At 54.2% G+C, this 11,671-nt stretch carries 10 protein-coding genes and 1 pseudogene; 9 read left to right on the plus strand and 2 right to left on the minus strand.

Annotated features, from left to right (window positions below; all coding sequences use genetic code 11):
• Window positions 1-378: 378 nt before the first annotated feature.
• From FEAC_RS16360 to FEAC_RS07685, 8 genes are all read left to right on the plus strand, one after another.
• On the plus strand, window positions 379-792 hold the full coding sequence (locus FEAC_RS16360; protein ID WP_419195362.1) for a zinc ribbon domain-containing protein: 414 nt from the start codon (window positions 379-381) through the stop codon (window positions 790-792).
• Between the two features lie 205 nt (window positions 793-997).
• Window positions 998-2,560, plus strand: a complete 1,563-nt coding sequence (locus FEAC_RS07660; protein ID WP_082055632.1) for an IS1182 family transposase — start codon at window positions 998-1,000, stop codon at window positions 2,558-2,560.
• Between the two features lie 296 nt (window positions 2,561-2,856).
• Window positions 2,857-4,554 carry a formate--tetrahydrofolate ligase gene (locus FEAC_RS07665; protein WP_201773868.1) on the plus strand — a complete coding sequence of 566 codons (1,698 nt, stop codon included), beginning with the start codon at window positions 2,857-2,859 and terminating at the stop codon, window positions 4,552-4,554.
• The gene (locus tag FEAC_RS07670; RefSeq protein ID WP_035392644.1) at window positions 4,532-5,155 is read left to right on the plus strand and encodes a cyclodeaminase/cyclohydrolase family protein; all 624 of its coding nucleotides are present in this window, start codon (window positions 4,532-4,534) and stop codon (window positions 5,153-5,155) included. Before FEAC_RS07665 ends, FEAC_RS07670 begins: the two co-directional genes overlap by 23 nt.
• A 241-nt stretch (window positions 5,156-5,396) precedes the next feature.
• Complete coding sequence (locus FEAC_RS07675) at window positions 5,397-6,023, plus strand: J domain-containing protein (protein ID WP_052566022.1); 627 nt, start codon at window positions 5,397-5,399, stop codon at window positions 6,021-6,023.
• Window positions 6,024-6,278: 255 nt separating this feature from the next.
• Window positions 6,279-6,578, plus strand: coding sequence for an IS3 family transposase (locus FEAC_RS16365; protein WP_160290357.1), 300 nt, complete (start codon window positions 6,279-6,281; stop codon window positions 6,576-6,578).
• Between the two features lie 160 nt (window positions 6,579-6,738).
• On the plus strand, window positions 6,739-7,437 hold the full coding sequence (gene queC / locus FEAC_RS07680) for a 7-cyano-7-deazaguanine synthase QueC (RefSeq protein WP_035392648.1): 699 nt from the start codon (window positions 6,739-6,741) through the stop codon (window positions 7,435-7,437).
• A 321-nt stretch (window positions 7,438-7,758) separates the two neighbouring features.
• Window positions 7,759-9,219, plus strand: coding sequence for a purine-cytosine permease family protein (locus FEAC_RS07685; RefSeq protein WP_052566024.1), 1,461 nt, complete (start codon window positions 7,759-7,761; stop codon window positions 9,217-9,219).
• A gap of 370 nt (window positions 9,220-9,589) precedes the next feature.
• Here FEAC_RS07685 and FEAC_RS07690 read toward each other — a convergent pair whose 3' ends face one another.
• Window positions 9,590-9,913, minus strand: coding sequence for a HipA N-terminal domain-containing protein (locus tag FEAC_RS07690; RefSeq protein WP_035392651.1), 324 nt, complete (start codon window positions 9,911-9,913; stop codon window positions 9,590-9,592).
• Window positions 9,903-10,160: a helix-turn-helix domain-containing protein gene (locus FEAC_RS07695; RefSeq protein ID WP_081901330.1), complete on the minus strand. Its 258-nt coding sequence runs from the start codon at window positions 10,158-10,160 to the stop codon at window positions 9,903-9,905. Before FEAC_RS07695 ends, FEAC_RS07690 begins: the two co-directional genes overlap by 11 nt.
• A 526-nt stretch (window positions 10,161-10,686) precedes the next feature.
• On the opposite strand from FEAC_RS07695, the pseudogene FEAC_RS07700 reads away from it, so the two are divergent.
• Window positions 10,687-11,671 (plus strand): annotated as a pseudogene (locus FEAC_RS07700) (hypothetical protein); the annotation flags it as partial.

Here is an 11,671-nt window from a genome sequence, read left to right on the forward strand (position 1 = left end):
GAATACGGCCCAGCTCTCGCATCCATAACTAAGCATAGGAATAAGATTGATGAGGCTAGGAATAAGCTGCGTACTCTCAAAGAGCGATGCTGGTTCTAGGCGTGCCCGACGCACCGGCCACCGGGCTACCACAATCTAGGGACCAAGAGACAACTAACTCGGCTCCGGCACACCGAGGCAGAGCTATAGACGATCTCGGGAGAGGTCGTCTATGAGGAGAGGAACCGGACCAGAACACGTGGCAAGGTGGCCCAACACCCATACATGTGACCACACTCGCTCATCACCGATAACCTCTCTCGCTCGCGCGGTAAGGCTAAGTCCAAGAACATCTCGCGACTCTGCTCATCATGGGCAAGAGACGAGAACCAAGAACGCATTACGGTACATGCCTATGTCGGAGGTTCTGGCATTAAAACGGTCAACGCGGCCTACACCAGCCAAACATGTCCCGATCCAACGTGTGGGTATGTCCATAGTGACAACCGACACGGGGATATGTTTCACTGTTGCAATCCCTATTGGGAATGCAACTGGCAGGGTGATGTAGATCACGTAGCTGCCATGAACCTACTCAACAGGATCAAAGATCGCGAGATCAGCCGATTCACTCCCTATAGCGAAGTGAAGAAGATCCTAGAGGAGAGGTTCCTACGCCGGATCGAAAGCCGGAATATCCAATTGGATGCGAAGGCTAGCGCTCAACGGCTTAGACCCCAAGCAAACCACGACAACCCAAGTTGGACGTGGAAGGTGGGCAACCATCGACTCGCCTTAGTTCTGTCCCTGTAGATAGGGCAGAACACACAAAGGCGGCTGGAGAGCGAAAATGAGTCCTACAGATGCCTAGGAGCGTGGGTCAGTATCCCAACCTGAACCCCAGATAAGTAGCCCATTGTCGGGTGAGAATTGGGGTCATGAGAGCTGGCGCAAGGGGTGGTTGTGTGGTAAAATAGTGGCTATGAGCTGCGATGATGTCACTGTGGAACCTGTTGGTGTGACTAAGTCATCTAAGGGCTCAAAGACCAAGCCTCCCATCGGTAGTGCCAAGACCTTCCGTTCCTATGACCAGGGTCAGATGTTCCTCATGCCTCCCTCCCTTGATGACTGGCTTCCCAAAGATCACACAGCACGCTTTATCTCCGAGGTGGTAGACGAGCTCTTGGATCTTTCAGTTATCTATGCCTCCTATGTCGAGGCCTCTGGTGGGCCACCGTATGACCCGACAATGATGTTGAAGCTTCTCCTGTATGCCTACTCAACCGGGGTTACCTCCTCTCGGGAGATGGAACGAAGATGCCACGTCGATATAGCCTTTCGTTGGCTTAGTGCCAACACTACTCCTGACTATCGTTCACTGGCTCGGTTCCGTCGCCGTCACGAGAAGGCACTTGGTGATCTGTTTAACCAGGTACCGGTTCTCTGCTCCGAGGCAGGACTGGTCAAGCTTGGCAGGGTTGCGCTCGATGGAACCAAACTAAGAGCCTCGGCGTCTAGACGTAAGTCCATGAGCTATTCGCGCCTTGGACCACGGATCGCAGAGCTCGAAGCGCAAGTAGCCACAATCTTGGCCGAAGCTGAGGCAACAGATCTGGCAGAAGACGAAGCCTTTGGGGTTGACAAGCGAGGTGATGAGATCCCAGAGGAGCTTCGTCGTCGTGAGACCCGGATAGCCAAGATGCGCAAAGCTAAGGAGGCCATCGAGGCTGAGGCCCGTGCTAAGGCCGAGGCCAAAGCTGATAAGCGTGCCAAGGCCAACACCACAACCAGCAAGAAGGCAGAGGTCAAGGCCAGCACTGATGTCAAGGCCAACACCCAGGCCCCGACCAGCACCGATGCCAAGACCGAGGGTACCGTTGTTGATGATGCAAAGGGTGCCGGCTCCACCGAGACCGTTGCCCCGGCCCCGACCAGCACCGATGCTGATGCTACACAAACCCCAATTCGACCAAACCCCAAAACCCAACGCAGCTTCACTGATCCAGAGTCACGGATGATGAAGACCAACGACGGGTTCCAGTTCGCCTACAACGCCCAGGCAGTGGTGGATGAAGGCTCTCAGGTGATCGTTGCAACCAAGGTAACCCAAGCCGCCACAGACGTCAACGAACTCATCCCTATGATTGAGGCGACTACGACAAGTCTCAAAGCAGCCAACATCACCCGTTCCCCACGGGTCTACCTAGCTGATGCTGGCTACTGCTCGGAGGCCAACCTTGGCCACATCACCAAGTTCGACATCAACGCTCTCGTCGCGACTGGACGCATGAAGCACAACGAACGAGTCAGTGAGTCCCCACGCGGGAGAATCCCAAAGAATACAACCAGAAGAGAGCGCATGGCTCGCTCTCTTCGAACCAAGTCTGGACGCATCGACTATGCAAGACGCAAAGCTATCGTCGAACCAGTATTTGGACAGATGAAAGTTAGACAGAAAGCGGGCCACCTACGCCTTCGAGGACTACAAGGAGCCGAGACTGAGTGGACGCTGCACTCAATCTGTCATAACTTACGAAAGCTCTCCAATGCAAGAGTGAATGCAGGGTTGGTGATGGCCTAGAGCGCAGCGAATCGGCCCGACTTGGGATCATTGACCCCAATTGAGAACCGAAACCAAGAACCCGAGACTACAACCCCCGATTTTGGGAGATTTTAGGACCCCAGCCCTGGATTTTGGAAATGATTCGGACTCACGCTCCTAGGTTCTCTGGAGCGAAAATCAGATATCGTGGTAGTCCCGATGACCAGCAACCCACCTTGGATACACTCCCCTTCCAGGTAGGCTCGACAAGGAGTGCCACTTGCAAGTGGCACTCCTTGTTTGGCTCAACATATCACCCTAAAGAAAGATAGAGCATGACCATGAACAACGACCTAACGATAGCTCGGGCAGCCCACCTCAAACCAATCGCTGACATCGCCCACGAGATGGGCATCGGACCTGATCTATTGGAGACTTATGGCAACAGTGTTGCCAAAATCAAACTCGAGGCCATCCATGCACTCTCTGATAGACCCAAGGCAAAATACGTCGTCGTCTCCGCTATCACCCCTACTCCACTTGGAGAAGGCAAGACGACTACGACGGTTGGATTGGGGCAGGCTATGCATCAAGTTGGAAAGCGTGCCACCATCGCCATCCGCCAACCCTCGATGGGTCCAACCTTCGGAATCAAGGGTGGTGCCGCAGGAGGTGGTTACAGCCAGGTCGTCCCGATGGAATCGCTCAATCTTCACTTAACCGGTGACATGCACGCCGTAACGAGCGCCCACAACCTCCTATCCGCAATGCTCGACAACCACCTCTTCAGGGGCAATGAACTCAACATCGATACCCACAGCATCACCTGGCGACGAGTGCTCGATGTCGATGACCGGGCACTTCGCAATATCGTTGTCGGCCTAGGTGCCAGGAACGATGGCATACCTCGCCAAACTGGATTTGACATTACTGCTGCCTCTGAGATCATGGGTGTTCTGGCACTCTCCACGTCGCTCCAAGACCTACGGACACGGCTTGGTAATATCGTGGTCGGCTATACCAACAACAACGAACCAGTCACGGCCGAACAGCTTCGCGCTGCTGGAGCAATGACGGTAATGATGCGCGATGCAATCAAGCCGAACCTACTCCAGACACTCGAAAATACCCCAGTACTGGTTCATGCGGGACCATTCGGCAACATCGCTCACGGGAACTCATCGATCGTCGCAGACCTAATCGGTATCCATACCGGCGACTACCTGATTACAGAGGCTGGCTTTGGCGCAGACATGGGAGCAGAACGGTTCTTCAACATCAAATGTCGAACCTCGGGCCTTGTGCCTGACGCCGCCGTCGTAGTCGCCACCGTGCGCGCACTCAAAGTCCACTCCGGAGCTCATCGTGTGGTCGCTGGTAAGCCACTTCCATCAGCTATTCTGCAGGAAAATCCAGACGAGGTCTACGCCGGCGGAGCAAACCTCCGCAAACAGATAGAAAACATCAAGCTCCACGGGGTGAGCCCAGTCGTAGCCATTAACTCCTTCCCGGGTGACTTTGCCTCAGAACATGATGTCATCCGCGAGATTGCGGAATCAATGGGCGCAAGAGTAGCCATCTGCACGAACTTCAGCAACGGAGGTAAAGGAGCGATCGAACTCGCTGAAATGGTGGCCGAGGCAGCGAACGAGCCAAACGACTTCCACCTTCTCTATCCGGATAACGCCTCCCTCCGAGAGAAGATTGAAACCATCGCTGTGAAGGTCTACGGGGCCGAAGGAGTCGACTACCTGCCGGCGGCTAATCGTCAGATTGAAGTCTATGAGCAGAATGGGTTTGGAAGCTTGCCTGTAATAATCGCAAAGACCCATCTCTCGATCTCGTCAGACCCATCCCTCAAGGGCGCCCCTACTGGCTGGCGCATGCCAGTTCGCGAGGCTAGAGCCTCAGTGGGGGCCGGCTTCGTCTATCTCATCTGCGGCGATATTAGCACCATGCCAGGGCTTTCAACGCATCCAGCCGCCGAGTCGATCGATATCGATGAATCGGGTGAAATTGTCGGACTCAGCTGAACTTCCACATTATCTGAGTTACAGCACTGAAGACTTCATTGAGATGGTGGCCGAGCCACAGCCAGCACCTGCCGCGGGTTCAGTTGCAGCACTCACGGTCAGTTTGGCAGCAGCGCTTTGTGTAAAATCCGCGCTTCTCTCAACTCGGCAGATGCCCGAAGCTCCTAGTCTTGCCAACTCCGCAAAGGAGCTCATGCACCGAAGCGAGGAGTTGTGTCAAGTCGATGCCCAGAGCTACGCTGAAGTGATCCTAGCGCTACGCGCCCAACGACTGACAGAGTCTCTCAGCAATCGGAATAAGGTACAAGAGGCTATCGGTCGGGCCGCACAAGTATTGCTGGAGGTGGTCAAAGTTGCGCTCGAGATTGGATCAATCGCCTCCCAATTGGCCGAGCAAGGCAACCCCAACCTGATCGGGGACAGTATCACAGCCGCCGTTCTCGCCGAAGCTGGAGTTCGTTCCTCAATCGCTCTGGCCACGATCAACTTGAAGGACATCGAATCGAACACAGATACGACAGAGTTCACCCGACTACTTGCGATGGCGGAGGCCCACACTACCAGAGCTCAAGAGGCAGCCAGAGCACGGTCGGCTCTTTAGTGACCGCTAACGAGTGCACACTCCAACCCTAGCTTCGAGCATAGGCAAGGTGTGAATCTTGATTGAGCTTAAAGCGATCGTGGTCAGCTGGGTCGCACGTCAGTCTCACGTCTTTCCATCTCCAAAACCATGGCCCGTCCACGCCCTGGCGATTGTGAGCTGAATAACTCGACGACCCAAGACTCACCCTCGCCACAGTAAGCCACGACTCGTGCTCTCCTAATTGGACTAGAATCGACCCATGGCGCGGTCGGCAGATCGGACTTACTACGAAATACTTGGGGTGTCTCCCGATGCTAGCCTGGAGGAGATCCAGTCGGCGTACCGACAGCTTGCGCGACAGGTTCACCCAGACAAGGGTGGCTCCGCTGCTCTTTTCCAGCTGATTACCGATGCGAAATCCACGCTTTCTGATCCAGTAAAACGTCGAATGTACGACGCCACCCTGAACGATAACCGCAACCACGGAACAACGAGACCAGCATCCGACAAAGGCTGGCGCGCATCAGACCCCAGGGCATCCAGCGAGTACAGCCGATCTACATCGAAGCAGATAAACACCGTTGCAGAAAGGCCAGCCGAGTGTTTGCTCGGAGTCGGTCTCCTAATGCTATTGCTCCTTCCGCCTGCATCTGCAGGCTTAGGCGTGTTTGCGACCATCTTGGGCGGCGTAGCGCTCATTGGTAAGGTTCGCCTGCGAAAGGAGTTGAGTCACGGCGCGGTCCATCCAGGCGATCCGCTTGCCGCGCTCTCTGGTGCACCTCTCCTTCGAGCTGAGCTTGCCCGCGGCGTTCCCGCCATTATGGCGGTTCTAGGCACCGTGTTTATCTATGCCTTAGGGCTGAAACAACGACGGAGGCGGAGATAGTCTCATGCAACCGACCCCGCTCCTAGAGGGGCATAGGTCAGCCGCGTACTGTTTCAAGTAGCCTCCGCATCCATAGTTTCCGGATGTCGGTCTAATTCGTCGTTCGCTGGCATCATCTTTAGATTTCTTCTGCTAACTTATTTGCCGACATCTACGTGAGAATCAAACCCGATTTGCTAACCAGTGCTCAGCCGACATCTAAACCGGGTCTGATAACCTTTTTAAATCAATTCCCACACAACATTTTTGCGCGGCTTGCATGGTCGCCACAAACCATGTCATCCATGGACGTCGCACGCTACCACTAATCGGACACTTTGGGCTTCGCTCAAGAAGGAGTTCATCTACCGAACCAGCTTTACCACACGAAAGGAGACAAGAACCGCAATCTTTGATGGAATCCAGTGCTACAAACGGAAGCGTAGACATTCGAGCATCGAATATTTATCGCCGACTTGTGTTCGAACAAGCCACTACTCTACAGGCTGCATAGGTAATCAGGGCTGTGTGTTCTGTTTGGTGAGGAACTCCACTCCTGCTCGATCAAGCAACTAGGGTCACGCGAACGGCTTAGGAAGCATCGCCCTTCACGGCAGGGAGGAGGTCACGACCACGTTTTCAACGTCGAGTAGGCATCTACAGATCTACTCAATCTCATTATCAATCCGTTTAGCCTAAACCTACACGATACTTCATTACTTATCAGGGAGGAAAGATGGGCAACCCACCAGCCGTCGTCCTACTAAGCGGCGGCCTTGACTCTACTACCGTTCTTGCCATCGCCAAGCATCAGGGCTTCGAGCCCCACGCTCTGAGTTTCGACTATGGCCAGCGCCACGGTATCGAACTGAAGGCCGCCCAACGCGTGGCTCGGTCGATGGGAGTTTCCAACCACATAGTTACAACTATTAACCTTCGCTCATTCGGTGGATCTGCCCTTACCGCCGACATCGCCGTACCGCACCATGAAAGCATCGAAGAGTTATCAGAGGCTATACCAATTACCTACGTACCAGCTCGCAACACAATCTTCCTCTCGTTTGCGTTGGCGCTTGCCGAAACTCTCGGCTCTGGGGACATCTTTATTGGCGTCAATGCACTCGACTACTCCGGCTACCCTGACTGCAGACCGGAGTATATCAGGGCCTACGAAGCGATGGCGAATCTGGCGACTAAGGCTGGTGTCGAGGGCCAACATCGACTTCACATTCATACTCCACTAATCGAGCTATCCAAGGCCGAGATCATCAGGTTGGGATTGAGTCTCAAGGTTGACTACGCACTAACCCACAGTTGCTACGACCCAAGTCCTGCTGGCGAGCCCTGCGGCACATGCGATTCATGCCTACTACGCGAAAAGGGCTTTCGCGAGGCTGGCGTCGATGATCCTGCCAGCAAACACTGGCCCACCTGAAACACCTAGGACGAGCGACATCGAACCGAAAGCTCTAGAACAACAAGCCGCATCAACGATTACAACGGCGACGTGCCTGTTGCTAGTTTCGCGTCTTGCCAACTACCACCGATCCGAAGCGTTCAATCTGCCATTCGGGTACCTCGCGATGACGCGCACCGCATAGCTTTGCCAGAGCTGACAACGCATCTCCTCGATCCAGACTTTATAGCTAGATTTCAGCCTGTACAAGAGTGGCAATTGAGCCAAACCGTTCCCATTTGGAATGCCTAAAGCACTCGACTACCATAGGACAGCGGTGAGTGACAAGGGGTAACGGCGATGGAAACCGAAGCACGCAAACAGCAGGTGGCGGAGCCCGCTCTTGGCATAGAGGTACATTCAATCGACTGGATCCCAGAACGCGAGCGTCATGGCAAACTATGGCATCAGGCTCCGCTTTGGTTTCTGGGGAACTTTCAATACTTCACCATTCCGCTCGGATTCATTGGTCCAGCAATGGGCCTTTCTCTCTGGTGGACTGCGATCGCAGGATTTCTAGGCATCGTGGTCGGCACGCTGTTCATGGCCTTCCACGGCTCGCAAGGTCCAAAGCTCGGCCTTCCGCAGATGATCCAGTCGCGTGCTCAGTTCGGGTATCGCGGTGCGGTGATCGTGTTGTTCGTCGTACTCTTCACCTACATCGGCTTCAACGTCACTGATCAAGTGCTCCTATCCCAGGGGATCTCGGGTGCCTATGGTTGGGACCCAACAGCTATTGCCGTTGTCACTGTCGTTGCTGCCGCGCTACTCGCCATTTTTGGCCATGACTGGGTTCACCGAATCTTCCGCGTGCTACTCATCATCTCCTTCCCATTAGTTACCGTCATTACTATCGCAGTCATCACTGGCCATGCTGGTGGTATCACCCCAAAAACCCACTATGGCTTTACCTTCACCGCCTTCATGGCAGAGTTTTCCGCCGCTGCCGCATACAACATCACCTATGCTCCTTGCGTCTCTGATTATTCGCGCTACCTGCCCACCAAGACCAAGAGCCGATCGGTCATCTTCTCAGTCTTCTTTGGAGCATCTTCATCGGCAATTTGGCTGATCACCCTGGGAGCATGGATAGCTATCCATCTGAATGCACACGATGGCCTCCTTGGGCTCAAAATTGCCGGCAACAATGTCATTGGAGATCTTGGATCGGTCGCAGCTCTTGCCTCCGCCCTCGCCCTAATTGCTACCATGGGGATGAGCGCCTACGGAGCCTCGCTGACATTGCTGACCGGCATAGACTGCTTCAAAAAGGTTACTCCAACACGCACCGCGAGGATTTTTTCTGTGATCGGTCTCGCCGTGGTTTGGTACCTAATTGGTGACGCCATTACCACAAGTGCCGCAAACGCCATCTCCACGGCACTGACACTTATGCTCTATCTGTTAGTACCGTGGACAGCGACCAACCTCATCGACTACTTCTATGTTCGCCGAGGCCACTACGCCATCACCGACCTGTTCTCACTCAATGGAATCTATCACCGTTGGAACTGGAGAGGCATCACTGCCTACGCTGTCGGTTTTGTTGCCGAAATACCGTTCATGGTTCTGCCAAAGCTCGATTCATTCACTTACATCGGACCGATTGCCAAACTCCTGAACGATACCGATTTCTCATGGCTAGCAGGCCTTGTCGTCACCTCGATCGCCTATATCCTCATCACTCGTGGATTTGATAACAGGTCAGAGGAGCAAGCGATTATCGAGAGCGAAGCCACTCTAAGGACCGAGTTCGGCTAGCTGGAGTGGTCCAGGAGGGCCCTTGAGCCCGGCCCTCTACGTTTGTGGGGCGGCCGCATTCACTCTACCCATCGCAGCCCTGTGCTCATTCGGACCGGAAGTAGTTATAGCACGCTGCATCCTCGGTGTGGAGTGGCGAACGCTGTGTGATCCAGCCGAAACGCGAGCGGGTTGGAGATGCGACAAGCGCCCATAGTCCAAGGGTTGCAACAGTTGACGTACAGAAGTACTACAATAGGATGTAATGAACTTACGCGGGTGGGCGCTGTCTCAAGGTATACATCCTCAAACGGCATAAGCGCAGCAACGCTCGCAACCGTCGCTCTATCTCGGCATCATCGACAGTATCCTTCGTTGAAGCTCCTGCCACTTATGGTGCTCTGTCCCCTTTTGGTTGCACCACGAGCGCACCGGCGCAATCCCTTCCCAATACACCGAGGAGGCCCATGTCATCAGACTCATCGAGACCAAAATCGTGGGCCAGCATACTTCTGGCCTCCCCCTCAGGTAACAGCCCACGAAAGAACGCCCGCACCTTGGGATCTGAGTATCGTCCAGCGCCGACCGGCATTGCCACCGATACTAGAGGAGCGCCGATAGGATGTGCCACGCCGGTGTAGACCATCGTCAGCTGCCTGCGATTCTCGCTGAGCATGGCAACGTGTTTCCCATGTAGCCATACCTCAAGCTCCATTCTTACGAGCTCCTTCCCGAGGTCGAAGGACGATTTCCAAATCGAGTGCACGGCACGCCAAGACGAGATAGCGCACGGCATCAGTTGTTGAACCGCGTTCAAGTTCTGAAAGATAGCTCCGATGCAATCCTGAAGTCTTTGCTAGTTCAGCCTGAGTCAATCCGCGACGAAGGCGAAATTCACGCAGTGCCATCCCGAAGGACTGAGGGCCCCGAATCACGTACTCCCTGTCTGCATTTCCAGACATATGAATAGTTTAGGTCGCTTGTTCGCATTTGCGGGAAACAAGTGGTGCATGGCTGTCGATGGATCACATAGGGCCCACCCAGGCCTGGGCCGTGTCGAGTCCCCAGGCAGAGCAAGGCAACCATGTGAACCGAAGTTATACCTGCAACATCACTCGCCGTCGCTTCATCCGCCATGGTAACGAATGCTTCGTCATTATATGGCCCACCTAAACACCATACTCGTGCGCAGGCAAACCTGATAAGCACCTGTCGTGGTGTCAACGATCTCGAGCGAACATCGAGTTTTAGAATGCAGAACCAGTTACCCCTTCGTAGACTATGTCCCAAGTTATGCACAAATTCACCATGGCATCTTCAGAATGTCTTGGCTTAGATGAATTCTTTGAGCTTGGTGACTCAGTGATAGATGTTTCCCAGAGCTCTAATGAGGCAAACCTCGGACCGCCGAGTGAGTGGATAATGATGCAGGTTCTCTATCATGACCGGTATCAGGACAAAACCTGACCGACCGTTTGGGGGTGGGGTGTGGGCGACGTTGCAAACGTGAACGATCTCCTCGATAGCCATGTGATTCTCGATCTTGAGTGTCTCGACCGGATCTACTTGAACGTCTATGTGCCCAAGCTTCAAATGCCAGGTCAAGTCGTCTACTTCCTGCGCGATCATCGAAAGATGCCAATTGCCTCTCCGGCCATCATGGAGAAGATGGGGAATCGCTTCAGAGAGGCCGTTCGGAGCTTTGCAACGACAAACAACATCCCTATTGTGCGTTTTAAGAAGGGTGAGCGCCACATCGAGGTCATGGAGCCCTACCTCAAGGCTGCAACTGAACCTGGAATAGTAGCAATCGGAGTAGCCCAGGAGTTTCAATCAGTCTTTAGCGCAACCAAGAGGAAGGACTCGTCTGGGGGTGCTCCGTCATTCACCTTCGCCAAGGCAGATCGACGAGTCACCGCTTACTACTTCTATCTCATGGATGCCGACTTCGGAGCCGGGTTCATCAAGATCTGCTCGTACTTCCCCTATCCGGGAAAGGTCTGGGTCAACGGACACGAATGGGCGAAACGTCAAGCGCTCAAAGCAGGTATCGGATTCACGGAGTTAGCCAATGGGTTCGCCTCCTGTGAGGACTCTGTAGCTCTTCAAGCTCTCTGTAACCGTCTTGGTCCAAACCAGATCGAGGAGTTCTTCCACCGTTGGATGCAGGTCATCCCAATCCCACTCGACGATAGAGACCGTTTGGCCGGTTTCTGGTGGGAGTTGTCAATGCGTCAGATCGAGGTCTCTCGCACTATCGTCTTTGATGCACCTCGTCGAGCCCGGGCCTTCTTCGAGTCAACCGTGGCCGACAACATCGACATCGGCCGCCCAGATGAAGTCAAGCTAATCTTTGCTCGCCAGATCCGTAAGAACACCAACGCTGAGTTCGCAACCAGGATCGTAACACGGGGAACCGATGTCACCATCAACGCGTTCTACAAACACTCTCGTATCAAGGAATACCTCAAGG

Origin of the sequence: Ferrimicrobium acidiphilum DSM 19497, assembly GCF_000949255.1 — a bacterium.
In the GTDB taxonomy this organism is placed as follows: Bacteria; Actinomycetota; Acidimicrobiia; order Acidimicrobiales; family Acidimicrobiaceae; genus Ferrimicrobium; species Ferrimicrobium acidiphilum.

Bases quoted from the DNA above. Each gene is read 5' to 3' on its own strand.
- FEAC_RS07665 (WP_201773868.1), top strand. From the start codon at position 2,857: ATGACCATGAACAACGACCTAACGATAGCTCGGGCAGCCCACCTCAAA.
- FEAC_RS07690 (WP_035392651.1), bottom strand. From the start codon at position 9,913: ATGGAGCTTGAGGTATGGCTACATGGGAAACACGTTGCCATGCTCAGC.
- FEAC_RS07695 (WP_081901330.1), bottom strand. From the start codon at position 10,160: ATGTCTGGAAATGCAGACAGGGAGTACGTGATTCGGGGCCCTCAGTCC.
- FEAC_RS07675 (WP_052566022.1), top strand. From the start codon at position 5,397: ATGGCGCGGTCGGCAGATCGGACTTACTACGAAATACTTGGGGTGTCT.
- queC (WP_035392648.1), top strand. From the start codon at position 6,739: ATGGGCAACCCACCAGCCGTCGTCCTACTAAGCGGCGGCCTTGACTCT.
- FEAC_RS07685 (WP_052566024.1), top strand. From the start codon at position 7,759: ATGGAAACCGAAGCACGCAAACAGCAGGTGGCGGAGCCCGCTCTTGGC.